This is a genomic window from Streptomyces sp. NBC_01320 (assembly GCF_035974375.1).
In the GTDB taxonomy this organism is placed as follows: domain Bacteria; phylum Actinomycetota; class Actinomycetes; order Streptomycetales; family Streptomycetaceae; genus Streptomyces; species Streptomyces yanii.
In genome coordinates, this window is the sequence record NZ_CP108390.1 from 5,252,096 (window position 1) to 5,275,419 (window position 23,324).

General features: G+C 71.7%; 19 protein-coding genes. 5 read left to right on the forward strand and 14 right to left on the reverse strand.

All coding sequences use genetic code 11. From position 1 onward, the window contains the following. Positions 1-254: 254 nt before the first annotated feature. From OG395_RS23695 to OG395_RS23705, 3 genes are all read right to left on the reverse strand, one after another. Positions 255-1,475, reverse strand: a complete 1,221-nt coding sequence (locus OG395_RS23695) for an NADP-dependent isocitrate dehydrogenase (protein ID WP_327244751.1) — start codon at positions 1,473-1,475, stop codon at positions 255-257. A 160-nt stretch (positions 1,476-1,635) separates the two neighbouring features. Then, complete coding sequence (locus tag OG395_RS23700) at positions 1,636-2,256, reverse strand: DUF3017 domain-containing protein (RefSeq protein WP_327249437.1); 621 nt, start codon at positions 2,254-2,256, stop codon at positions 1,636-1,638. 289 nt (positions 2,257-2,545) lie between these two features. Beyond that, complete coding sequence (locus OG395_RS23705; RefSeq protein ID WP_327244752.1) at positions 2,546-3,424, reverse strand: bifunctional methylenetetrahydrofolate dehydrogenase/methenyltetrahydrofolate cyclohydrolase; 879 nt, start codon at positions 3,422-3,424, stop codon at positions 2,546-2,548. Between the two features lie 238 nt (positions 3,425-3,662). Between OG395_RS23705 and OG395_RS23710 the strand changes: the two genes are divergently transcribed. Both OG395_RS23710 and OG395_RS23715 read left to right on the forward strand, forming a co-directional pair. Continuing rightward, positions 3,663-4,250 (forward strand): hypothetical protein, encoded by a 588-nt coding sequence (locus OG395_RS23710; protein WP_327244753.1) that lies wholly within the window; start codon positions 3,663-3,665, stop codon positions 4,248-4,250. 134 nt (positions 4,251-4,384) lie between these two features. Next, entirely contained in the window at positions 4,385-4,960 is a 576-nt protein-coding gene (locus tag OG395_RS23715) for a hypothetical protein (protein WP_327244754.1), read from the forward strand. Positions 4,961-5,202: 242 nt separating this feature from the next. Here the strand turns inward: OG395_RS23715 and purH are convergent, their stop codons facing one another. Together purH and purN are read right to left on the reverse strand one after the other, a co-directional pair. Then, a complete protein-coding gene (gene purH / locus OG395_RS23720; RefSeq protein WP_327244755.1) occupies positions 5,203-6,756 on the reverse strand; it encodes a bifunctional phosphoribosylaminoimidazolecarboxamide formyltransferase/IMP cyclohydrolase in 1,554 nt (517 codons plus the stop codon). Next, complete coding sequence (purN, locus tag OG395_RS23725; protein WP_327244756.1) at positions 6,743-7,399, reverse strand: phosphoribosylglycinamide formyltransferase; 657 nt, start codon at positions 7,397-7,399, stop codon at positions 6,743-6,745. Before purN ends, purH begins: the two co-directional genes overlap by 14 nt. A 320-nt stretch (positions 7,400-7,719) precedes the next feature. Between purN and OG395_RS23730 the strand changes: the two genes are divergently transcribed. Continuing rightward, the gene (locus OG395_RS23730; protein ID WP_327244757.1) at positions 7,720-8,592 is read left to right on the forward strand and encodes a hypothetical protein; all 873 of its coding nucleotides are present in this window, start codon (positions 7,720-7,722) and stop codon (positions 8,590-8,592) included. Here the strand turns inward: OG395_RS23730 and OG395_RS23735 are convergent. After that, a complete protein-coding gene (locus tag OG395_RS23735) occupies positions 8,582-10,273 on the reverse strand; it encodes a cell division protein PerM (protein WP_327244758.1) in 1,692 nt (563 codons plus the stop codon). The two genes, OG395_RS23730 and OG395_RS23735, sit on opposite strands and share 11 nt — an antisense overlap. 125 nt (positions 10,274-10,398) lie before the next feature. On the opposite strand from OG395_RS23735, the gene OG395_RS23740 reads away from it, so the two are divergent. Next, a complete protein-coding gene (locus OG395_RS23740; RefSeq protein ID WP_327244759.1) occupies positions 10,399-11,616 on the forward strand; it encodes a sigma factor-like helix-turn-helix DNA-binding protein in 1,218 nt (405 codons plus the stop codon). 108 nt (positions 11,617-11,724) lie between these two features. Here OG395_RS23740 and sucD read toward each other — a convergent pair whose 3' ends face one another. The 8 genes from sucD to OG395_RS23780 form a co-directional block, all read right to left on the reverse strand. Continuing rightward, positions 11,725-12,609 carry a succinate--CoA ligase subunit alpha gene (gene sucD / locus OG395_RS23745; protein ID WP_327244760.1) on the reverse strand — a complete coding sequence of 295 codons (885 nt, stop codon included), beginning with the start codon at positions 12,607-12,609 and terminating at the stop codon, positions 11,725-11,727. 21 nt (positions 12,610-12,630) lie between these two features. Beyond that, positions 12,631-13,812, reverse strand: coding sequence for an ADP-forming succinate--CoA ligase subunit beta (gene sucC / locus OG395_RS23750; RefSeq protein ID WP_327244761.1), 1,182 nt, complete (start codon positions 13,810-13,812; stop codon positions 12,631-12,633). A gap of 362 nt (positions 13,813-14,174) precedes the next feature. Continuing rightward, positions 14,175-15,338 (reverse strand): hypothetical protein, encoded by a 1,164-nt coding sequence (locus OG395_RS23755; RefSeq protein ID WP_327244762.1) that lies wholly within the window; start codon positions 15,336-15,338, stop codon positions 14,175-14,177. 106 nt (positions 15,339-15,444) lie between these two features. Continuing rightward, positions 15,445-16,395 carry a hypothetical protein gene (locus tag OG395_RS23760; RefSeq protein ID WP_327244763.1) on the reverse strand — a complete coding sequence of 317 codons (951 nt, stop codon included), beginning with the start codon at positions 16,393-16,395 and terminating at the stop codon, positions 15,445-15,447. A 104-nt stretch (positions 16,396-16,499) separates the two neighbouring features. Continuing rightward, the gene (locus tag OG395_RS23765; RefSeq protein ID WP_442818594.1) at positions 16,500-17,735 is read right to left on the reverse strand and encodes a VWA domain-containing protein; all 1,236 of its coding nucleotides are present in this window, start codon (positions 17,733-17,735) and stop codon (positions 16,500-16,502) included. Continuing rightward, complete coding sequence (locus OG395_RS23770; protein WP_327244764.1) at positions 17,732-20,113, reverse strand: DUF5682 family protein; 2,382 nt, start codon at positions 20,111-20,113, stop codon at positions 17,732-17,734. The genes OG395_RS23765 and OG395_RS23770 overlap by 4 nt, the downstream gene beginning before the upstream one ends. After that, complete coding sequence (locus OG395_RS23775; RefSeq protein ID WP_327244765.1) at positions 20,110-21,222, reverse strand: ATP-binding protein; 1,113 nt, start codon at positions 21,220-21,222, stop codon at positions 20,110-20,112. The genes OG395_RS23770 and OG395_RS23775 overlap by 4 nt, the downstream gene beginning before the upstream one ends. 111 nt (positions 21,223-21,333) lie before the next feature. Continuing rightward, positions 21,334-21,780, reverse strand: coding sequence for a hypothetical protein (locus OG395_RS23780; RefSeq protein ID WP_327244766.1), 447 nt, complete (start codon positions 21,778-21,780; stop codon positions 21,334-21,336). 133 nt (positions 21,781-21,913) lie between these two features. Between OG395_RS23780 and OG395_RS23785 the strand changes: the two genes are divergently transcribed. Next, positions 21,914-23,314 (forward strand): SWIM zinc finger family protein, encoded by a 1,401-nt coding sequence (locus tag OG395_RS23785; protein ID WP_327244767.1) that lies wholly within the window; start codon positions 21,914-21,916, stop codon positions 23,312-23,314. Positions 23,315-23,324: the final 10 nt, after the last annotated feature.

Genomic DNA, 23,324 nt, shown 5'->3' on the forward strand with positions numbered 1-23,324 from the left:
CCGCGCCGGACCGCCACCGTTGCGCAGCGATCACACCGTGGCGGAATGGTCACTTCCGTGCCACAGGCCCCTGGCCTCCCTTGATCCCTGACACTCCGCCGACAAAGCTGACGTCAGGTCGGGGCAGGGCCGCTCAAGTCGCCATGTTCCGGGGACATCTGCGCTCCGGTGGGCTCCGGCCTCGGGTGTCCGTCCCTTCTCGGGGGAGGGGACGGACACCACAGATCAGCGTGCGGGCAGTCGGGGCGAGGCCATCAGAGCGACGCGATCTTCTTCTGCAGGCTCACATCGAGCACGTCCAGAAACTCCTCCGTGGTCAGCCACGGGGCGTCCGCGGAGATCAGCCGCGCCAGATCCTTCGTCATCCGACCGCCTTCCACGGTCTCGACGCAGACCCGCTCCAGCGCTTCGGCGAACGCGACCACCTCGGGCGTGCCGTCCAGTCCGCCTCGGTGGGCGAGTCCGCGGGTCCAGGCGAAGATCGACGCGATCGGGTTGGTCGACGTCGCCTCGCCGCGCCGGTGCCGGCGGTAGTGACGGGTGACCGTGCCGTGCGCGGCCTCCGCCTCGACGGTCCTGCCGTCGGGGGACGTCAGGACCGAGGTCATCAGGCCGAGCGAGCCGAAACCCTGCGCGACGACGTCGGACTGGACATCGCCGTCGTAGTTCTTGCACGCCCAGACATAGCCGCCCTCCCACTTGAGCGCCGAGGCGACCATGTCGTCGATCAGGCGGTGCTCGTAGGTGAGACCCGCCTCCGCGAAGTCCGCACCGAACTCGGTGTCGAAGACTTCCTGGAAGATGTCCTTGAAGCGGCCGTCGTACGTCGTGAGGACGGTGTTCTTCGTCGACATGTACACCGGGTAGGCGCGCGTCAGTCCGTAGCGGAACGAGGCACGCGCGAAGTCGCGGATCGCCTCGTCGTGGTTGTACATCGACAGCGCGACACCGGCACCCGGGAACTCGTGGACCTCGACCTCGACGGGCTCGGAGCCGTCCTTCGGCGTGTAGGTCATGGTGAGCGTCCCCGGGCCGGGGATGTTCAGTTCGGTGGCGCGGTACTGGTCGCCGAAGGCGTGCCGTCCGACGACGACGGGCTTGGTCCAGCCCGGGACGAGCCGCGGCACGTTCTGCATGATGACCGGCTCGCGGAAGACGACGCCGCCGAGGATGTTGCGGATGGTGCCGTTCGGCGAGCGGTACATCGCCTTGAGTCCGAACTCCTCGACCCGCTCCCTGTCCGGCGTGATCGTGGCGCACTTGATGCCGACGCCGTACTTCTTGATGGCGTGGGCGGCGTCGACCGTCACCCGGTCGTCGGTGGCGTCCCGGTGCTCGATGCCCAGGTCGAAGTACTTCAGCTCGATATCTAGGTACGGCAGTATCAGCCGGTCCTTGATGAAGGACCAGATGATGCGGGTCATCTCGTCACCGTCGAGCTCGACGACGGGGCTGGCTACCTTGATCTTGGCCATGGAGCGGACACATCCCTCTCACGCTTCGAGGATTTATCTCGATTCCAAGATACTCGACATCGAGATATGTGGTGGCGGTTTTCTCCCCTGCACAGAACCGCGGCCCCCTCACACCTGTCGGGTGCGAGGGGGCCGCGGTGGGGCCGCACGGGCGGCGATGTCAGCGGATCGTGAACCGGACCGCGTGCTCCAGGAAGGGGATGTCGAGCCACGGCTTGGGCTGCGCCACAAGTGCGAGCATCACGATCAGGATGCCCAGGAGCCCGTACGTCACCAGGTCCGTGAAGCGGGAACGGACCGCGAGCATGCCCACCGAGGGGACGACGCAGCGCAGCACGGCGCCCCCGACGAGGGCCGCGCCGATCAGTATCGTGCCGATCCGGAAGGCCTCGGCGAAGGGGTTCAGGGCGACGATCAGCAGTCCGATCCCGGCCGTGCAGAGCACGGCCAGCAGCGGCCACTGACGGGCCGGGGCGGGCGCGTCCCCGGACGCGGCCCGGCCGCCGCCCTCGGGGCGGGCGGTGTCCCGGGTGAACGACGGGAACCGTCGCGACCGGCGCGGGGCACCATCGGGCGCGAGGGCGGAGACGGCGTCGTCCGGGCCCCGGTCCGAGCCGTTGCCGTCGGAGGCCTCGCCCTCGGCTCCGCTGTCCGGCTCACCGCCGTCGGAGCCGCGCGCACCGCTGTCGAAGTCGCCGCCCGCGCCGCCATCCGCACCGCGAGCCACATCGTCCCGCAAACCTGGGGCCGAGCCCGCATCGGAGCCGGGAGCCGCGTCCATGCCGGAACCGGGTGCCGAGCCCGCACCGGCGCCGGAAGCCGAGCCCGCGTCCGCGCCGGGACCGTCCTCCGGCCCGGTTCCCGAGTCGCCGCCCCGCCGCACGTCCGCACCCCGGGCCGACCGGGCACGGTCGCCCGCTGCCGCCCCGCCGGAGGCCTCCACCGCAGTCACTCCCTCACCCGGCGGCGCCGGAATCGTCCGGTCCGCCGAGGCGGCCGGATCGGCCGGACTCGTACCAGGACTCGTACCAGCACCCATGGGGTTCCTTCCGGATCAGGTCAGCATCAGGTCAGCCGGCGGAGCCGGAAGACGCGGCAGCCGCATCGCGCTCAGCCGCCTCGACCACGTTGACGAGCAGCTGGGCGCGGGTCATCGGGCCCACACCGCCCGGGTTCGGGGAGATCCACGCGGCGACGTCGGCCACACCGGGGTGCACATCGCCGACGATCTTGCCGTGCTCGTCCCGGCTGACGCCGACGTCGAGCACGGCCGCGCCCGGCTTCACGTCCTCGGGCTTGATGATGTGCGGTACACCCGCAGCAGCGACGATGATGTCTGCCTGCTTGAGCTGGGCGGAGAGGTCACGCGTACCGGTGTGGCACTGGGTGACGGTGGCGTTCTCGGACTTACGGGTCAGCAGCAGCGGGATCGAGCGGCCGATGGTGACACCGCGGCCGACGACCACGACGTGCGCTCCGTTGATCTCCACACCGTGGTGGCGGAGCAGCTGGACGACGCCCTGCGGGGTGCACGGCAGCGGACCCGTCTCGTTCAGTACGAGGCGGCCGAGGTTCATCGGGTGCAGACCGTCGGCGTCCTTGGCCGGATCCATCAGTTCCAGGACACGGTTGGTGTCGATGCCCTTGGGAAGGGGAAGCTGCACGATGTAACCCGTGCAGTCGGGGTTCGCGTTGAGCTCCCGTACGACGTCCTCGATCTCCTCCTGGGTGGCGGTTTCGGGGAGTTCGCGCTGGATGGAGCCGATGCCGACCTGCGCGCAGTCGCGGTGCTTGCCGTTCACGTACCACCGGCTGCCCGGGTCGTCCCCGACGAGCAGGGTTCCCAGGCCAGGGGTGATGCCCTGTGCCTTGAGGGCCGCCACGCGGACGGTCAGATCGGACTTGATCGCGGCTGCGGTGGCCTTGCCATCGAGAATCTGGGCAGTCATGGTGCCCATCCTCGCGGATGACCCCGCCCGCATACCAATTCTGGGTGTCGCCGGTGGCCATCAGATTGCGCTTGCACAACACATACGGCTACTGACTGGACAAAAAGCTGATGTCAAGACCACGATGAGCCGCGCAGTACCGCGGGCAGTGTCGGGGGGACAGGCCGTTCTGATTGCGCACCGTTCCTCCGCGCGGACCGCGTCGTCCCCGCACATTTTTCGACGGAGGAATTTCGCCATGAGCAACGGCGACCCGAACAACCCTTATGGCCAGCCGCAGGGCGGGCAGCCGGGCTACGGCTACCCCCAGCAGGCCCCGCAGGGCGTGCCGCAGCAGGGCGGCTATCCCGCGGCCCCGCCGGTGCAGGGCGGCTATGGCTTCCCTGGTGTGCCCACCGAGATGCCGGGCGGCGTGAAGGCGGCCCGGGTCATGCTCTACGTGATCACTGGCCTGCAGGTCATCGGCGCGGTCATCTTCGCGATCGCCGCTGCGGCCGTGCAGGCCGCCAAGAACGACGCGACGCTCAAGGACGACGTTCAGTTCCAGCAGCTTGCCGACTACTCCGGCAATGCCCTGTGGGGCGTCGTGGCCTTCGCAGTGCTGTGGGGCGTCCTTGCCGTATTCCTGGCCGTGAAGTTCGGCAAGGGGACCAATGGCATCCGCATCACGGCGATCATCTTCGGTGCGATCACCGCGATTCTCGGTATCTACCCGTTCGTCATCTTCGGTCTCGTCCACACGGTTCTCGCCGTGCTGATCATCGTCTTCGTCGCGAGGGCCGACGGCAACGCCTGGTTCAACCGCCAGCAGCAGCCGCAGTACTGATCCGGCCGCGGGCCTGTCGGCCCGCCCTCGCAGCACCGCGGGCAGTGTCGGGGGAACAGGTCGTTCTGATCGTGCACCATTCCTCCGCGCGGACCGCGTCGTCCCCGCACTTTTTGCAACGGAGGAAATTCGCCATGAGCAACGGCGACCCGAACAACCCCTATGGCCAGCCGCAGGGCGGGCAGCCGGGCTACGGCTACCCCCAGCAGGCCCCGCAGGGCGTGCCGCAGCAGGGTTACGGCTACCCGCAGGCCCCGCCCGTCCAGCCCGGTTACGGCTTCCCGGGCGCACCGGTCGAGATGCCGGGCGGCGTGAAGGCGGCACGCGTGATGCTGTGGGTGGTTGCCGCCTTCCAGATCATCGCCGCCGTCATCGCGTTCGCGGGCATGAGCGCCGTCTCCGACGCGGTCGACAACGCCGGCACCACGGCGGCCGACACCCAGACGATCGAGACCTTCGGCAAGGGCATCCTGGCGTTCATCGCCGTGCTCGCCCTGATCTTCGCCGGGCTCTCCATCGCGCTGGCGCTCAAGATGAAGTCCGGCGGCAACGCCACCCGCGTCTGCACGATCGTCTACGGCGCGTTCATCTGCCTCGGTGGCATCTTCCAGTTGCCGCTGGGCATCGTCACCATCGCGCTCGGCGTTCTGATCATCGTCTTCGTGGCGAAGTCGGACGGCGCCGCCTGGTTCCAGCGCCCGCGCGCCTGAGTCGAGCGACCGCTGCGGTCGACTCAGCACAAAGCCGCAGAAATGGCCGAAGGCCGTAACCCGCGCGGGTTACGGCCTTCGGCCATTTCTGCGCCCCCGACCGGCGCCCCGGGTCGTACGGGCCCCGCCGGACAGTTCGGACCGTCGACCTGACCCGCGCCGCAGGCGCCTCTTCGCCGGGGCAGCGCAAGGGGCGCCGCCCGGAGACCTGCCCCGGGAGACGCCCTCGGCGTTCGGACCGCTCAGTGGAAGAAGTGCCGCGTACCCGTGAAGTACATCGTCACGCCCGCCTTCTTCGCGGCCTCGACGACCAGCTCGTCACGGACCGAACCGCCGGGCTGAGCCACGGCCTTGATGCCGGCCGCGGTGAGGATCTCCAGGCCGTCCGGGAACGGGAAGAACGCGTCCGAGGCGGCGTACGCGCCGCGCGCCCGCTCCTCGCCCGCCCGCTCGACGGCGAGCTTCGCGGAGTCGACGCGGTTGACCTGGCCCATGCCGACGCCGACCGAGGCGCCGCCCTTGGCGAGCAGGATGGCGTTGGACTTGACCGCGCGGCAGGCCTTCCAGGCGAAGGCGAGCTCGGCGAGCTCGTCCGCGGAGAGCGCCTCACCGGTGGCGAGGGTCCAGTTGGCCGGGTTGTCGCCGTCGGCCTGGAGCCGGTCGGTGACCTGGAGCAGCGCGCCGCCGTCGATCGGCTTGACCTCGACCTCGGAGCTCGGGGCGTCGGGGCAGCGCAGAACGCGGATGTTCTTCTTGCGGGTGAGGATCTCGACCGCGCCGTCCTCGTACGCCGGGGCGACGATGACCTCGGTGAAGATCTCCGCGACCTGCTCGGCCATGGCGACGGTCACCGGACGGTTGACGGCGATGACGCCGCCGAAGGCCGACAGCGGGTCGCAGGCGTGCGCGTTGCGGTGCGCCTCGGCGACGTCGTCGGCGATCGCGATGCCGCACGGGTTGGCGTGCTTGATGATCGCGACGCACGGCTCGGCGTGGTCGTACGCGGCCCGGCGCGCGGCGTCGGTGTCCGTGTAGTTGTTGTACGACATCTCCTTGCCGTGCAGCTGCTCCGCCTCGGCCAGGCCGCCGGAGCCGGAGGTGTAGAGCGCGGCGGGCTGGTGCGGGTTCTCGCCGTAGCGCAGGACGTTGCTGCGCCCGTACGTCGTACCGAAGAAGTCGGGGAAGCCCGAGTCGTCGGCGGCGGCGTAGTCGTCCGCGAACCAGGAGGCGACCGCCACGTCGTACGCGGCGGTGTGCTGGAACGCCTCGGCGGCCAGCCGCTTGCGCGTGGTCAGGTCGAAGCCGCCCGCCTCGACCGCGGCAAGCACGTCGGCGTACCGCTCGGGGCTGGTGACGACAGCCACGGACGGGTGGTTCTTGGCGGCGGCGCGGACCATCGACGGGCCGCCGATGTCGATCTGCTCCACGCACTCGTCGGCGGAGGCACCGGAGGCGACGGTCTCCTTGAACGGGTACAGGTTGACGACGACGAGGTCGAAGGGCTCGACACCCAGCTCGGCGAGCTGCTCGCGGTGGGCGTCCAGGCGCAGGTCGGCGAGGATGCCGGCGTGGACGCGCGGGTGCAGCGTCTTCACGCGGCCGTCGAGGCACTCGGGGAAGCCGGTGAGCTCCTCGACCTTGGTGACCGGCACACCGGCAGCGGCGATCTTCCCGGCGGTCGAACCGGTGGAGACGAGTTCGACGCCCGCCTCGTGCAGACCGCGGGCGAGGTCTTCGAGCCCCGTCTTGTCGTAGACACTGACCAGGGCGCGGCGGATGGGCTTATTCACCGACATGACCGAGATGAACCTTTCGTCCCTCAATGCGATAGCCGTTACGGGCGAGCCGCCCCACGACCTCGACGAGCAGCTTGCGCTCGACTTCCTTGATGCGTTCGTGGAGAGCGGCTTCGCCCTCCGGCGTGTCCTCTTCGGTCACTTCGACCACGCCCTGCGCGATGATCGGACCGGTGTCGACACCGTCGTCGACGAAGTGGACGGTGCACCCGGTGACCTTCGCGCCGTACGCGAGGGCGTCACGCACCCCGTGGGCACCGGGAAAGCTGGGGAGCAGGGCGGGGTGGGTGTTGACGAACCGGCCGCCGAACTCGGCGAGGAACCGCTTGCCCACGATCTTCATGAAGCCCGCGGACACCACGAGGTCCGGGCGGTGCGCCGCGGTGGCCGCGGCGAGCGCCGCGTCCCACTCCTCGCGGGTGCCGTAGTCCTTGACCTTGCAGACGAAGGTCGGCAGCCCGGCGAGCTCCGCCCGTTCCAGACCTACGATGTCGTCGCGGTCGGCGCCGACCGCGACGACCTGGGCTCCGAAGCCCGCAGGGTCGTCACCGATCGCGTCGAGCAGGGCTTGGAGGTTCGTACCCGAGCCGGAGACCAGCACGACCAGGCGGGCCGGGGCGGCGGAGGAGGGCGGGGAGGCCACGGCTGGGCCCTTTCTCGCGTGGTGAAGCCTCGCGGGTGAAGCAGAGCGACGCTATTTGTACGGTCGTACGAAAGAATCGCGCCCCTCAATACGGGGAACTCTACGAAGGAGTCGACCGTCAGCAACGATACCGGCACATCGGGGGACCCCCACGGGACGGGGGTGAGGGGCCGGACCGAAGAGAGGAAGGGCGTCCGGGCGGAAGGCGCGGGCCACCGCCGTGCTCCCAGCTTTCGGCCCCTGACGGCCGGGAGGTAGCGTCAGGGGACAGCGAACCGTCCGCAGGGCGGAAATGACGAGATGGGGAAGACGTTCACCATATGCCGGACCGACGCCGCCGCACCGCCTTCCGCCTCCCGCTGCCCGAGCGGTCCTCAGTGCTGCTGAGGGAACGCCGGCCCCCCACGGGCCCCTCCTCTTCCCCGGACAAGGACGACAACCCGTTCGCCGCACCGCCGGAGAACCGCCCCGACCAACTGTGGCAGCCCCGTCACCCGTCGAACGGCGGGACCGACGAAGACGGCAACGGGAGCGGAAACGGCGACCGGGCACCCGAGGACGGCTCCTCCGACGACCGCCCCGTCTGGGGCAGTCAGTGGAGCAGCCACCAGCCGGGACGCCAGAGCGGCGGCTTCGGTGGCCGTCCCGGCGGCCAGGGCGGACCGAACGGCCCGGGTGGCCGGGGCGGACCCGAGAACACCCCCGGCGGACTGCGCTGGGACCCGACCGACCCCGCCCAGCGCCGCGCCCGCTACGCGCTGCTCTCCGGCATGTGGGCCTTCTTCTTCGCGATCTTCGATTTCCCGGAGATCGCCCTGCTGCTCGGCGCGCTGGCCGTGTACTGGTCGATCAGCTCACTGCGCGCCAAGCCCAGGAGCGCGACGGCGACGGACAGCGCGGCCGGCGGCGGCGCCGGTTCCTCCGGTACGGGCTCCGCTCCGGCAGGCGCCCCGGCCTCCGGACCCGCTGCGCCGTACACGCAGAACCAGGGCAGGCCGCAGACGACGGCCGCGGTCAGCGGGCTCGTCACGGCGCTGCTGGCACTGTCGATCGTCGCGATGACGTTCACGGTGCAGCTGGTCTACCGCGACTACTACACCTGCGTGAACGACGCGCTCACCAAGTCCGGACAGCTGGCCTGCAACGATCTCCTGCCGAAGCCGCTGGAACCGTTCTTCGGCGTCAAGAACTAGCGCTTTCTCCCGGCCCACTCGTCGGCCCGGCCTCCGGAGGCCGGGCCGATGGCGTTTCCGGCTCTGTGAGGAGCGGGACCCAAGGGGGATCCTCAACCGCTCGCCCGTGCCACGGATCGGTCGGCAGGAAGTCGTACGCGTCCCGGCCCGCGTGTTCCTCGTCGCGGGACGCGGAGGTGGGTACGGGGGCGGGTACGGAGGCGGACGCAGGCGCGGTCGCGGTCGGCTGTACGGTGCCTGCTCCAGCCGCAGGTCCGGTCCCGGACTCCGTGCCGACGGCCTCGCCCCCGGGCCCGCGCCGCAGGCGCCACCACCGGCGCCGCTCCTCGCTCGGCCGCCCGGGCGCCTCCGCATCGACCACCCCAGGTGTCACGGGGTTCACCGCCTTCTCCATCGCCTCGGCGCGCTCCCCCTCACTGCCGGGCTCCCGCAGCCGCCACGCCCTCAGCAGCAGCGCCCCCGGCACACCGAGCAGTGCCGTCCACGCCACCGCCGCCGCCCCGGTCAGCCACCACACCGGGCCGAACTCCGCCAGTGCCCCGGCCCCCAGCGGACCGCCCGCCGCCGCGGTCAGCACCGCCGTACACGCGCCGCATCCCAGCGCAGCCAGGGCAGCCGTCAGCGCGGTCCCGCGCAGGCCCCATGCCGACTCCCCCACGCCACGGGCGGGCGCTGCCCTCCGCACCGTGAACCAGGCGATCGTCACCCCGGCCGCGACCGGTACCGCCGCGGCCGCCCAGTTCGGAGCCGTTCCGGTTCCGTGGGCCGGGACCGCCGCCAGCAGCGGGAAGTTCGGCAGGGCCGGCCGCCCGGTGAAGGCGAGCGGGGTGACCGTGGACGCCGTACCGAGGGCGAATCCCGGCCCCATCCCGTAGGCGGCACCCCACACCGCCGCGTCCGGCACGAGCACCAGCACCAGCATCAGGACCGCGGCCCGGCCCGCCCAGTCGCCGGAGAGCCCCAGGAACGAGTCCCGCACCGGCTGCTCATGCCACACCAGGGCCACCGCGACGAGCAGCGCCCCGCCACCCAGCAGCACCGCCGTCCCGGCCACCGCCGACCGGAGCACCGCGTCCGCCCGCTCCACGAACCGGGACCGTGCCAGCGCCTCGCGCACCCGCACCGGCGCCCAGGCCGGCGGCGGCCCGATCGGGCGCCCGGCCGCTGCCCACACCCCGGCAGCTGCCCCACCCCCCACCACAGGGGCCATCGGGTACAGGAGCGAGCCCGGCTGCGCGAACATCGGTCCGCCCTTCGCGTAGAGGGCGACCGCCACCGCGACCAGCAGGTATCCGGCCGTCACCAGGCAGAAGGCGCTCCCGCCCGACGGCGGGGTGCGCCCCTCGTCCGGCTCCATCACGTCGCGGGCGGCCCGGTGCACCAGCCACACCAGCACTCCGGTGAGCAGCAGCGGGACGATGCCGACGGGGGCGGGGGCGCCGCTGAGGGTGTCGGTCCTGACGAGTGCCGCGCCGTGCGCCAGCAGCCAGATCCCTGCCGCCGCGTGGAGGGCCCCGCCGGGGCCGCTGTCGGGAGCCGGGGAGCTGATCCACACCACCAGGGCGAGGACGGTGAGCGAGCCGAGTCCGAGCCCCGCGGCAAGCACCCCCCGAACAAAGGCGGATGCCAGTACGGCGGTCCTTCCCTGCTCTGCCGAGAACGACGCGGTGCGTTCGGTCATGTGGATCACACCGCAATGCTCCCAACGACACGCACTTAATCCATGTAACGGGCGATTAGCCGCTGTGTCGCCCAATATACGGTTATGTACATTTCCATCCCGTGGAGGCCTGCCGGGGGTTCCTCATGACTCAGAGCGCCACCGACACGGCCGGCTCCTCCCCCCTGCCCGCCCCCGAGGAGCGGCGCCGGCTGCGTGAGGCGAAGTCACTGAGTGAGGAGCAGGTCGCTGCGGCCATGGGCGTCACCCCGGCCACCGTGCGGGCCTGGGAGTCGGGCCGCGCCAGCCCTCGAGGGCGGAAGCGTGAGGCGTACGCGAAGCTGATCGGCTCGGCCGGCACGGGCGGCACCGGGGCGCGGGGCGCCTCGGAAAGCACCCCTCCGGGCGCCCACGACAAGTGGGCCGACCTGACGAAGGCGTCGTCGTCCCTTGCACCTGCCCCTGCACCTGCACCTGACGGAACGTCAGCGGAAGCGGCGCGGGCGGACGAGCCGCAGGCCACCGACCGGTCGGACACCCCCGTACCCGCCCTCACACCCGCGGAGGCATTCGACGCCCTGTACGCGAAGAACGCCGCCGCCCTCTTCCGCCAGACGTACCTGCTGACCGGGCGCCGGAGCCTCTCCAGGGAGGCCGTCGAGCGGGCCTTCGAGCAGGCCTGGCAGCGCTGGCCCGAGGTCGCGGTGGACCGGGACCCCGCGGGCTGGGTACGGGCGGCCGCATACGAGTACGCCGTGTCGCCCTGGCACCGGCTGCGCCGGGCGCACCGCGACCTCGACCCGCCGCCCGCCGCCCCCGGCCCGCGGGCCCTGCTCGACGCACTGCTCGACCTGCCGCCGTCCTACCGTCGCACCCTGCTGCTCTACGACGGTGTCGGCCTGGACCTGCCGGAGACCGCCGCGGAGACGGAGGCAAGCACACCGGCGGCCGCGAGCCGGCTGATGAACGCGCGTGCCGCGGTGGCAGAGCAGGTGCCCGAGCTGGCGGAACCCTCATCGCCCACCGGGCAGTCGGCGCTGCTGCACGAGCAGCTGGGCGCGCTGGCCCTCACTCAGCCGGTGGCCGCGATGCCCGCGGCCCGTGCGATCCGTGACGGCAGTGAGCACAAGGCCAGACTCTGGACGCGGGCAGCCATCGCCCTGACGGCCCTGATCGTCGGGATCGCGCTGATCACCACGGTGACGTCTCCGGCGCGGTACGCGAATCCGCCCGCCGAGCAGGTCGGCGGCGTGTCTCCCCGCGGCGGTCCCCAGAAGCTGACCCCACAGGACCTGAAGCTGCAGAAGAAGCTCCACGAAGAGCTCGTCCGTGGCCCGGCGCGACTGGTACCGGACCTGAGGTGACCTCCGGCGCGCTCCCGCCGGCGCACGGGAAACGGCGCGGGCCCGTACCCCCGGAGGAGGGGTACGGGCCCGCGCCGTCTGTGCGGAGGCAGTCCCGCGAAGAGGTGATCAGGCGTCGAGGATCTCGCGCGCCAGCTTGGCGGTCTCGGTCGGCGTCTTGCCGACCTTGACGCCGGCGGCCTCGAGGGCCTCCTTCTTCGCCTGGGCGGTGCCGGAGGAGCCGGAGACGATGGCGCCCGCGTGGCCCATGGTCTTGCCCTCGGGGGCGGTGAAGCCCGCGACGTAACCGACGACCGGCTTGGTGACGTTCTTCGCGATGAAGTCCGCCGCACGCTCCTCGGCGTCGCCGCCGATCTCGCCGATCATGACGATCAGGTCGGTCTCGGGGTCGGCCTCGAACGCCGCGAGGGCGTCGATGTGCGTCGTACCGATGATCGGGTCGCCACCGATGCCGACGGCGGACGAGAAGCCGATGTCACGGAGCTCGTACATCATCTGGTAGGTCAGCGTGCCGGACTTCGACACGAGACCGATGCGGCCGGGCTTGGTGATGTCGCCCGGGATGATGCCGGCGTTGGACTGGCCGGGGGTGATCAGGCCGGGGCAGTTCGGGCCGATGATCCGGGTCTTGTTGCCCTTCGAACCGGCGTACGCCCAGAAGGCGGCCGAGTCGTGGACGGCGATGCCCTCGGTGATCACGACGGCGAGGGGGATCTCGGCGTCGATCGCCTCGACGACGGCGGCCTTCGCGAAGGCCGGCGGCACGAAGAGGACGGACACGTCGGCGCCGGTCTTCTCCATCGCCTCGGCGACGGAGCCGAAGACGGGAACCTCGGTGCCGTCGAAGTCGACGGTCGTGCCGGCCTTGCGCGGGTTCACGCCGCCGACGATGTTGGTGCCATCGGCCAGCATGAGCTTGGTGTGCTTCATGCCGGTGGCACCGGTCATCCCCTGGACGATGACCTTGCTGTCCTTGGTGAGGAAGATTGCCATGGTGTTGGAGTCCCTCGTCCCTTACTTCGCAGCCGCGGCGAGCTCGGCGGCCTTGTCGGCCGCGCCGTCCATGGTGTCCACACGCTGCACCAGCGGGTGGTTGGCGTCGGAAAGGATCTTGCGACCCAGCTCCGCGTTGTTGCCGTCGAGGCGCACGACCAGCGGCTTGGTGACCTCTTCGCCCTTGCTCTTGAGCAGCGCGAGAGCCTGGACGATGCCGTTGGCGACCTCGTCGCACGCGGTGATGCCACCGAAGACGTTGACGAAGACGGACTTGACGTCCGGGTCGCCGAGGATGATCTCCAGGCCGTTCGCCATGACCTCTGCGGAGGCGCCGCCACCGATGTCGAGGAAGTTGGCGGGCTTCACGTTGCCGTGGTTCTCACCGGCGTACGCGACGACGTCCAGGGTCGACATGACCAGACCGGCACCGTTACCGATGATGCCGACCTCGCCGTCGAGCTTGACGTAGTTGAGGTTCTTGGCCTTGGCGGCAGCCTCGAGCGGGTTGGCTGCGTCCTTGTCCTCGAGGGCCTCGTGGCCGGGCTGACGGAAGTCGGCGTTCTCGTCGAGAGACACCTTGCCGTCCAGCGCCAGGACGTCGCCGGAGGCGACCTTGGCGAGCGGGTTGACCTCGACGAGGAGCGCGTCCTCGGCGACGAACGTCTCCCACAGCGTCACCATGACCTCGGCGACCTTCTCGGCCACCGCGGCCGGGAACTTCGCCTGGGCGACGATCTCGCGGGCCTTCTCGATCGTGACACCGGTGTTGGAGTCGACCGGGACCTTCGCGAGGGCCTCGGGGGTCTTCTCCGCGACCTCCTCGATGTCCATGCCGCCCTGCACCGAGGCCATGGCCAGGAAGGTGCGGTTGGTGCGGTCGAGGAGGTACGAGACGTAGTACTCCTCAAGAATCTCCGGCGCGGTCTCGGCGATCATCACCTTGTGGACCGTGTGGCCCTTGATGTCCATGCCGAGAATGTCGGTCGCCCGGGCGACCGCCTCGTCGGGGGTGGCGGCCAGCTTGACGCCGCCGGCCTTGCCGCGGCCGCCGACCTTCACCTGCGCCTTGACGACAGACTTGCCGCCCAGCCGCTCGGTCGCCTCGCGGGCTGCCTCAGGCGTGTCAATGACTTCACCGGCCAGCACCGGTACACCGTGCTTGGCGAAGAGGTCCCTCGCCTGGTACTCGAACAGGTCCACGCGCGTCCGTCCCTTTTCAGTGGTCTCGCGGTTCGTTTTCAGCGTGGGCGTGCCGCGAGGGGCAACGTGACTGCTCTGTCACAAGGAAGGCGCACACGGTCACCGAGTACGCGGCATGTCCATCTCGCAGGTTATCCCCGAGCTCCGCAGGACCCTAAATCGCAGATCACACCTGGGCGGTGATTACGGTCACAGACCGTGCTGGTGGCCGGGGTCGCAGTGGACAGAACAGCGCGGGCCGCGCCGGTGGAGCGAGGGCGGCCCGCGGCCGGGCGGCCCCACGGTCGGGACGCAGTGGCCCTGACACCGCGGGGAACCGCCCGGCCACGGGCCGGGAACTGCACTCGGCGTTCCGAGAGGTCTCAGATCCCCGGGGCCTGGTACTCCGGAGCGGTGAAGGCGGCCACCGCATCGCGCAGATAGGCGGGAGCGATCGAGTCCAGCCCCGCCGCACCGTACGCCGCGTGCTCGACGGCCGGACGGGCGTCGCCGCCCGCCGTGCCGACGAGAGCCGCCGCGAACGGCTGCACCTGTGCCCCGACACCCTGCGCCAGCGGCTTCACCCGGGCCGTGACGCCCTGGGCGAACGGGGTGACCGCGTTCCCGGTCAGCCCCTGGGCGAGCGGCTGCACCTCGGCGACGACTCCCCCGGCGAACGGCTGGATCGCACCGGTCACCCCGTCGGCCAGCGGTGCGACCTCGGCCGTGACGCCGTGCACGAAGGGCAGGGCGTCCTGCTCGACGGCACCGTGGGCGAACGGCGAGACCTCGGAGACCACACCCTGGACGAGAGTGCCGACATCCCGGAGCGCCTGGTCGACGACCGGCAGCACCGCGGAGACGGCGTCCACGACGACCGGCGGGAGCACGGAGTCGGAGGTCTGTCCGACAACCGGTCCGGCCTGCGCGACAGCGCCGTGCGCGGTGCTCTGTGCCGTGGTCCCGGCGCCGGGGGCGGTGTTCTGCACGTAGCCGGGGATCTGCTCGATCGGACCGAAGAGGTAGTCGATCGGGGCGTCGGGTGCGGTCGGGATGTCGTACGTGGGGACGCCGTACGAGGAGACGTCGAACCCGGGAACGTCGTAGCCGGGGAGGCCCTGCGGGTCCTGCGTCCCGTGCGCACCGGACAGGCCGGACAGGTCCTGCACGCCCTGCAGGGCCGGCACGCCCTGCGCGTCCGCGCCTCCGGTGGCGCGGTCGACGGTGCCCGTGACCGTGCCGGTAGCGCCGTCGACCTTCCCCTTGAGGCCGGGCAGGTGACCGGCCTGCCCGGCGGCCGCGGTGGCCTTGGAGACCGTGTCCCCGACAGCTGTCTTCGCCTCACCGGCCGTCGTCCGCACGGTGTCCTCGAGGCCCTCGACCCCGTCGACCCCGTTGATCACGTCGGCCGCGTCGTCCGCGTGGTCGGGAGTGGACAGCGGGACGGAGACGGGCAGCTCGTCCGCGGCGGCTGCGGCGGTGCCGAGGGCCCACATCCCGGTGGCCGTGGCGGCGACAGCTATGGAACGGCGGATGTTCTTGTGCATGTGTGTCAGATCCTTCGAACGCGTTTCGACGGTCCGGAGTCGTCCGGACAGCGGGCAGACCTGTTCCGCCCCCGCGCGGCAGGTCGAGGCGGGGGAACGGCCTGCCCTAGCCGGGGAATTCGACGATCTCGCCGGATCTGTCACGCATCGGGGCGGCGGTGGCCGGAAGACCGGCACCGCGTACGAGCCCGAAGGAAGCACCGCCCGCGAACGGGACGGCGTGCTGGTCGCCGCCGCGCGGCACATACGTCACGGCGGTGGCGGGGCCACCGAAGCCGCCACAGGGGTCGAGCGGAACCTGCCCGGGCGCCGGCCGGTACTGCGGCACGGCGCCCCGTCGCTCCGTTCCCTTCGCAGTCACGCCGCTCAGCAGGGCGGCGAAGCCCCGGCCCGGATCGGCCGCAACGGTGTACGCGCCGGCAGGACGAGGCGCGGGTGCGGCGGGGCGTGGGGCACTGCCCTCGGCAGAGCCGCGGGCGGGCGGCCCGATGGGGGGATGGGGAGGCAGCAGTCCTGTCGGCAGTGCCAACGGGTCCGGGAGCAGCCCCGCAGCCTGACCGAGAGCCGTGCCGACGGCCTTTCCGACCAGTCGGACGACCGGCCGGCCGGGTTCCTGGACCGTGGCCCGCGCCGCCCCGGCGACCGGCCGGAGGCCGGGAACGGCGTCGGGGCCCGCGGTGGCCGAAGAGGGAGCGGGTGGTGCAGTGGCGGTGGTGACGGCCGCAGGCACGGCGAGCCTTTCGGCGGCCCGCGACCCCTCCGGCCGGGCGGCCGGAACGCGTGTCGCCACCGCGGCCGAGGCCTCGGTGGCGTCCGCGGCCGGTTCGGCGTCCGGAACGGCTGTCCGGTCGGCCATCGCACCGGCCCCGCGTGCAACCGCCTTCTCCACGACGGCATGTGACGGAACGGGCACCTGCTCCGCGTGCGCTTCGGCCCCGAAGAGGACGCCGAGCGCCAGCAGTCCGCCCAGGAACAGCACCACCTGCAGCGTGCGCCGGCCGACCGGCCCGCGCACCGGGCGCGGGCCGGCGACTGAACGTACAGCTGCTGTGGTCACGTCGGAGTGAGCCCTCCCAGAATGGCGCGGACTGCGGAACGCAGTCCTCCGCGGGCGACGGGACGATGCTTGCACGACCCTCCCGGGTTGACGCAAGTCCCTTGTTACTGATGGGTCTCCTTGTCCGGTATGGGCAGTGGCCTCTTCTCCAGTGCCGCGGCCATCACCTCCGGAAAGAGGTCCGGGGTGCACGCGAATGCCGGTGCTCCGAGCGCGCCGAGCGCCGCCGCGTGCTCTCGGTCGTAGGCGGGCGCGCCCTCGTCGGACAGGGCGAGCAGCGTCACGAACTGCACGCCGGACGCCTTCATCGCGGCCACCCGCTTCAGCATTTCGTCGCGGATGCCGCCTTCGTAGAGGTCGCTGATGAGGACCACGACGGTGTCGGCGGGCCGGGTGATCTGGGACTGGCAGTAGGCGAGCGCCCGGTTGATGTCCGTGCCGCCGCCGAGCTGGGTGCCGAAGAGGACGTCGACGGGATCGTCGAGCTGCTCGGTGAGGTCGACGACAGCCGTGTCGAAGACGACGAGCCTGGTCCGCAACGTACGCATGGAGGCGAGCACCGCGCCGAAGACGGAGGCGTAGACGACGGAGGCGGCCATCGACCCCGACTGGTCGATGCAGAGGATGACGTCCTTCTTCACCGCGTGCGCGGCGCGTCCGTAGCCGATGAGCCGCTCGGGGACGACCGTGCCGGCCCCGGCCCCGCCGGGGAGCAGGAGGTAGTTCTTGAGGTTGGCCCGGATGGTGCGGTCCCAGTCGATGTCGTGGTGACGCGGGCGGTTGATCTTCGCCGAGCGGTCGAGCGCGCCGGTCAGCGTGGCCCGGGTGCGGGTGGCGAGCCGGTTCTCCAGGTCGTCGACCACCTTGCGTACGACGGCTCTTGCCGTCTCCTTCGTCGTCTCGGGCATCGCCTTGTTGAGCGAGAGCAGTGTTCCGACCAGGTGGACATCCGCCTCGACGGCCTCCAGCATCTCCGGCTCCAACAGCAGCGCGGAGAGACCGAGCCGGTCGATCGCGTCGCGCTGCATGACCTGGACGACGGAGCTGGGGAAGTAGGTGCGGATGTCGCCGAGCCAGCGGGCGACGGACGGGGCGGAGGCGCCGAGTCCGGCCGAGCGCTCGCTCCCGCCGCGGCTGCCGGGCCTGCCCCCGCCGCCGTACAGCGCGTTCAGCGCACCGTCCATCGCGGCGTCCCGTCCGGTCAGGGTGCACCCGGTGGACTCGGCGCTGTCCGCGCCCAGCACCATGCGCCACCGCCGGAGCCGTTCGTCGTCCGCCGCACCCCGCCCGGCGGCTCCCGGCCGCTCCGCGTCCGTGCCGGATTCCGCGACCGTCGTCATCCTGTTGCCCCCAGCGGTTCCATGGCGTTCTCGGCACCCTCTGCGCCCTCGGCGTCCAGTCCCAGCAGCAGCCGCAGCACCGGCACCACCGCGTCCGCCCGCGCCTCGTCGAGGCCCGGGCCGAAGCCGGGTGCCGCCGTCCCGGCGGCGGTCGCGGCCGGTGCCCCGGCGGCCGGACCGCGTCGTACGAGCTCGCCGAGCGTGCGCCGTACGCCGGCTTCGTACGCCGAGAAGGTGCGGCGCAGCAGCGGGAGCACGTCGGTGAACGTGTCGGCGGGGACACCGGCCAGCCAGGCGTCGACCAGGCCCAGCAGCCGTTCGTCGTGGACAAGGAGCATGCCGCCCCCGGCGGCCCCGCCGACAAACCCCTCGATCCAGGCCGCCGCGTCGGCCGGGGGTGTGCCGGGCGAGAGGGCGAGGCCCATCAGCCGTGCCGCGTCGTCCTCTTCGAGCCGCCCGTCGTCGAGGAGCAGCCGCGTCGAACGGCCCCGGATGACGCCCGCGACCGTGTCCCGGGCGGCCAGCTTGTGCAGCACGGCGGCCCAGCGCTCGCGGAGTCCGTCGGCCGGCACGGTTCCGGCGAGCAGCCCGATCGCGGTGTGGACGCCGTCCACCTTGCGGCGCAGTTCGGCGGCTCCGTCGGCGTCCAGCCCGGTGCAGGCGGGCGGCAGTCCGACGCAGATCCGCTCGGCGAGCCCGGCCGCGACCTCGCCGAGCGCCGCGGTGTCCGTGGACCGCACATCCCCGTACCGCAAGGTGCGGGCGAGGGCGGGCAGGGCGTCGGCGAGGTGGCCGACGTCCGCGTCGAGCGCGGCGCGGTCGGCGAGGGCCCGCATCACCACGGGCAGTGCCTCGGGCAGTTCGGCAAGGAGACAGCGCTCGGCGAGCGCGGTGACCTCGGCGAGGGCGGTCGCCGAGACCGCCTGGGACCCGGCCTTGGCCGTCGCCGCGGAGAGCACGGTGGTGCCCCAGGTGCCGGCCTCCGCGACCTGTACGTACAGCTCGGGTTCCCAGCGCAGCCGCCAGCTCTCGCGGAAGGTGCCGGTGCTCCCCCGCCCGGTGGCCGGTTCGCCCCAGCCGACGGCGAGGATCCGCAGCCGGTGGAGCAGCCGGCTGCGGGCCGCGTCGGTGTCCTTGCGTAGGTCGAGCTCCACCTCCCGCTCCAGCGCTTCCGGTTTGAGACGGAGCGTGCGCTGCTGTCGGGTGAGGTCACGCTGCAGGGGCACGGCAGGGGCGGTGTCCGGCACTTCGCCGAGTGTCTCGCCGACGATCAGCCGGTCCCGGACGAGCGCGAGCGGCACATCGGAGCCTTCGCACATCACGGCCCGGATCGCATCGGTCGTCTCGCTCAGCCCTGCCAGCGGGCGGCCGCGCATGGCGGCGAGGGTCTCGGCGAGCCGGACGGCCTCGATGACATGGGCGGACGACACGAACCGGTCCTCGTCACGCAGGAGTCCGGCAACCTTCGTCATCCACCGCTCGATCGGGCGGTCGGCGGCCTCGAAGAGGTGTCCGTACCAGCCGGGCGAGTCGATGCCCGCCCCGTATCCGTTGTGCCGGGCGAGCCGCCGATGCGACCAAGGCACCCAGGTCAGCTCGGCCTTGAGCTTGGGCAGCCTCTTGAGCAGGGCCCTGTCGGCGGCGAGTGTGGTCCTCGTACCGAGCGCGGGCACATGCCAGGCACCGCAGACGACCGCGATGTCGTCACCGAACTCCTTCACCGCTTTGCGGAGTTGGATGCGCATGTACGCCTCGCGGACGGCGTCCCGGGGATGCCCGCCGTCCCCGTACACATCGCGCAGGGCCGTCATCGCCTCGGCGAGCGCGGCGAACGGTGCCCGTGGGTCGACGGCCTCACCGGCCTTGGTGCGGTGTTCGACGACGTCCTCCCACCATCGCTCCGGGTCGTCGTATCCCGCTGTCTCGGCCAGTACGCCGATGGGGTCGATCGGGGCATGCCCGGGTGAGCCTCCCGGAGCAGGCTCCCCGGCTACGCCGCCGCCCCCGTCCCCGCCCTGTCCGCGTTCCGCTGCCTCTGTCATGGCCAGGGAGTTCGCCGCGGGCAGGTCGATGAAGCGGACCGGCACGTCGTGCGCCAGCGCCCAGCGGATCGCGACCCACTCGGGCGAGAAGGCGGCCATGGGCCAGAACGCCGCCTGTCCCGGGTCGTCCACGGCATGGGCGAGCAGCGCGACCGGCGGTCGCATCCGCTCGTCGGCCGCCAGCGGCAGCAGTGCGTCACCCTCGGGAGGCCCCTCGATGAGCACCGCCTGCGGGCGGGCGGCCTCCAACGCCGCACGGACGGCTCGGGCCGAGCCCGGCCCGTGGTGCCGCACCCCCAGCAGCAGCGGTCCGACGGGACGCGCGGCCCGGGTCATGCGGATACCTCGCGGCAGGCGCGGTAGAAGTCCTTCCAGCCGTCCCGCTCCCGGACCACGGTCTCCAGGTACTCCCGCCAGACCACCCGGTCCGCCGCCGGGTCCCGGACGACCGCGCCGAGGATGCCGGCCGCGACATCGCCGGGGCGCAGCACTCCGTCGCCGAAGTGGGCGGCGAGCGCCAGGCCGTTGGTGACGACGGAGATGGCCTCGGCCGTGGACAGCGTGCCCGACGGGGACTTGAGCTTGGTGCGTCCGTCCGTCGTGATGCCGTCGCGCAGTTCACGGAAGACCGTGACCACCCGTCGGATCTCGGCCATGCCGTCGGGTGCGGCCGGAAGGTCGAGCGAGCGCCCCATCTGGTCGACGCGCCGGGACACGATGTCGACCTCGGCGTCGGGCGTGGCGGGCAGCGGCAGCACGACCGTGTTGAACCGGCGGCGCAGGGCGCTGGACAGCTCGTTGACCCCGCGGTCGCGGTCGTTGGCCGTCGCGATGACGTTGAATCCCCGGACGGCCTGAACCTCCTGCCCCAGCTCCGGAACGGGGAGCGTCTTCTCCGACAGGATCGTGATGAGCGAGTCCTGCACATCGGCGGGGATGCGGGTGAGCTCCTCGATCCGCGCGGTCATGCCCTCGGACATGGCACGCATCAGCGGGCTGGGCACCAGTGCGTCGAGGCTGGGGCCGTGCGCCAGCAACTGCGCGTAGTTCCACCCGTAGCGGACGGCTTCCTCGGGTGTGCCCGCCGTGCCCTGGACGAGCAGCGTCGAGTCGCCGCTGACAGCGGCCGCGAGGTGCTCGGAGACCCAGGTCTTGGCGGTGCCGGGAACACCGAGGAGCAGCAGGGCCCGGTCGGTGGCGAGTGTGGTCACGGCGACCTCGACGAGGCGGCGCGGGCCGACGTACTTGGGTGTGATCACCGTGCCGTCGGGCAGGGTGCCGCCGAGCAGGTAGGTGGCGACGGCCCACGGAGACAGCTGCCAACGGGCGGGCCGCGGGCGGTCGTCGGCTGCGGCAAGGGCCTTCAGCTCATGGGCGAAGGCGTCCTCGGCATGCGGTCGCAGGGCCTGTACGCCGACGGCGTCGGTGGTTTCGGACACGGTCATGGATCCCCCTCCAGATCGGTCGACCTGATGTGGTTCCCACCGTGCACCATGCCACTGACAATCGGCCCCGACCGCAGGTCAGGGCCGATTCAGCGGCTACGGGCGGGGAGTTCAGCCGGCCACCGGCGAGACCGCGACGCAGCCGCCGGCGGTGATGAGTCCCTCGCCCTTGGCCTCCTTGATGACCTTGCCCTCGTGCGTGATCGAGCAGGCGACGTCGGCCCCGGTCTCGTCCAGGGCGATCGGCATGACCGCGGGCGGCATGATGCCTCGCAGCGTGACGGTCTTCCGCCACGGCAGGGTCGGGGACTTGACCGTCTCGATCTCCGGGTCCATGGCCTTGCCCCCGCCCGCGTGGAACTGGATCTCGTCGACGCTCGTACCGGTGACCTCGTAGGTGACTTCGTACGTCTCGTTCACGGCCTTGTCCACCTGATCGACGGACTCGGAGCAGGCCCCGAGGCCCACGGCGAGACCGAGGACGACGGCTGCGGAGACGGCAGTCCGGATGGTGCGGGCGTTACGGACGTTGTGGATGCTGCGGACGGTGTGACTCATCGGTCGATCCCCCCGGATTCAAAGGTCGGCACCTCGCAGCGAATCGCAAAGAGAGAGTAAAGTCAAGGTGCTTGCGCGGCGACGAATTGGCAGGTCAGGGTGATTGTCAGTGGCGCGTTCTACCGTCGTACCCATGCTGCTATCTCACGGGGGAGAACCCTTGCGCACCGCTGCTCCGGCGGCGCGCTGGACGGTGGAGCAGGTCCTGGCCCTGGCTCCTGACGAGGCATCACGCAAGGCGGGGAGCAAGCTCGGTTCGACCGGACCGTGGTCGGGTTTCGGCTGTGACGGTTCGGGTGCGGTGTGGGGGCTGTGCAAGGGCAGCGGAAGCAAGCCGTATCAAACCGTGGTCGACACGACCGGTCCCGCGTACAGGTGCAGTTGCCCCAGCCGGAAGTTCCCGTGCAAGCACGCGCTGGGGCTGCTGCTGGTCTGGGCTTCCGGCGCATCGGCTCTGCCCGCGGGCGAGGTGCCGGACTGGGCCGACGAGTGGCTGACGGGCCGTCGCAAGCGCGCGGAGGACAAGGGGGAGAAGGGCGGGCCGGCGGGCGGTGCATCGGCCGCCGGCCCGGTCGACCCGGAGGCCGCCCGGCGGCGTGCCGAGCGGCGGGCCGGACGGATCACCGGCGGTGCACAGGAGTTGGAGCAGCGGCTGATGGATCTGCTGCGCGGCGGTCTGGCGGCGGCCGACCAGTCGGGGTACGGGCTGTGGGAGGAGACGGCGGCCCGCATGGTCGACGCGCAGGCGCCGGGACTTGCGGGAAGGGTCCGGGAGTTGGGGGCGATCCCGGCGTCCGGCGCCGGCTGGCCGGCGCGGTTGCTCCAGGAGTGCGCGCTGCTGCATCTGCTGGACACCGCGTGGCTGGGCATCGACCGGCTGCCGGAGCCGCTGGCCGCGACGGTCCGTACCCGGGTGGGACTGGCATCCCCCGCCGACGGCCTCCCGGTCCGTGACCGGTGGCTGGTCCTCGCCCAGTACGACACCCCGGACGGCAAGATCGTCACGCGCCGGATCTGGCTGTACGGAAGGGAATCGGCCCGCACCGCGCTGCTGCTGTCCTTCGGAGCGGCCGGGCGCTCCCCGGCGCAGGCCCTGCCGGTGGGCGTCACGCTCGACGCCGAACTCACGCCGCATCAGGGGGCCGGGCAGCTACGGGCCGAGCTGGGCGCGCAGTTCGGTGCGCCGGTGCCGTCCGGCACTCCCCCTCGGGGCTCCACGACCGCGGGCGCGGTCGCCTCGTACGGGCGCGCCCTGCGGGACGACCCCTGGCTGGAGTCCTGGCCGGTGACCCTGCGCGAGGTCATACCGGTGCCGTCGGGCGACGGCTGGCAACTGGCGGACGCCACAGGCGGTACGGCCCTGCCCGTCGTCCCGTCGGCGCTGTCCCGGCCGGGCCTGTGGAAGCTCGTCGCGCTGTCCGGCGGCGCGCCCCTCACGGTGTTCGGCGAATGCGGCCACCGTGGCTTCGACCCGCTCGCCGCCTGGGCCGATGGCTCCGACGGCGGTACGGCCGAGACCGTACCGCTCATCTGACCCCTGGAGG

What these genes read in the sequence shown, in the direction of transcription:
- OG395_RS23695 (WP_327244751.1), bottom strand. Translation starts at nt 1,475, where the DNA reads ATGGCCAAGATCAAGGTAGCCAGCCCCGTCGTCGAGCTCGACGGTGAC.
- OG395_RS23700 (WP_327249437.1), bottom strand. Translation starts at nt 2,256, where the DNA reads ATGGACGCGGCTCCCGGCTCCGATGCGGGCTCGGCCCCAGGTTTGCGG.
- OG395_RS23705 (WP_327244752.1), bottom strand. Translation starts at nt 3,424, where the DNA reads ATGACTGCCCAGATTCTCGATGGCAAGGCCACCGCAGCCGCGATCAAG.
- OG395_RS23710 (WP_327244753.1), top strand. Translation starts at nt 3,663, where the DNA reads ATGAGCAACGGCGACCCGAACAACCCTTATGGCCAGCCGCAGGGCGGG.
- OG395_RS23715 (WP_327244754.1), top strand. Translation starts at nt 4,385, where the DNA reads ATGAGCAACGGCGACCCGAACAACCCCTATGGCCAGCCGCAGGGCGGG.
- purH (WP_327244755.1), bottom strand. Translation starts at nt 6,756, where the DNA reads ATGTCGGTGAATAAGCCCATCCGCCGCGCCCTGGTCAGTGTCTACGAC.
- OG395_RS23730 (WP_327244757.1), top strand. Translation starts at nt 7,720, where the DNA reads ATGCCGGACCGACGCCGCCGCACCGCCTTCCGCCTCCCGCTGCCCGAG.
- OG395_RS23735 (WP_327244758.1), bottom strand. Translation starts at nt 10,273, where the DNA reads ATGACCGAACGCACCGCGTCGTTCTCGGCAGAGCAGGGAAGGACCGCC.
- OG395_RS23740 (WP_327244759.1), top strand. Translation starts at nt 10,399, where the DNA reads ATGACTCAGAGCGCCACCGACACGGCCGGCTCCTCCCCCCTGCCCGCC.
- sucD (WP_327244760.1), bottom strand. Translation starts at nt 12,609, where the DNA reads ATGGCAATCTTCCTCACCAAGGACAGCAAGGTCATCGTCCAGGGGATG.
- OG395_RS23755 (WP_327244762.1), bottom strand. Translation starts at nt 15,338, where the DNA reads ATGCACAAGAACATCCGCCGTTCCATAGCTGTCGCCGCCACGGCCACC.
- OG395_RS23765 (WP_442818594.1), bottom strand. Translation starts at nt 17,735, where the DNA reads ATGACGACGGTCGCGGAATCCGGCACGGACGCGGAGCGGCCGGGAGCC.
- OG395_RS23770 (WP_327244764.1), bottom strand. Translation starts at nt 20,113, where the DNA reads ATGACCCGGGCCGCGCGTCCCGTCGGACCGCTGCTGCTGGGGGTGCGG.
- OG395_RS23775 (WP_327244765.1), bottom strand. Translation starts at nt 21,222, where the DNA reads ATGACCGTGTCCGAAACCACCGACGCCGTCGGCGTACAGGCCCTGCGA.
- OG395_RS23780 (WP_327244766.1), bottom strand. Translation starts at nt 21,780, where the DNA reads ATGAGTCACACCGTCCGCAGCATCCACAACGTCCGTAACGCCCGCACC.
- OG395_RS23785 (WP_327244767.1), top strand. Translation starts at nt 21,914, where the DNA reads ATGCTGCTATCTCACGGGGGAGAACCCTTGCGCACCGCTGCTCCGGCG.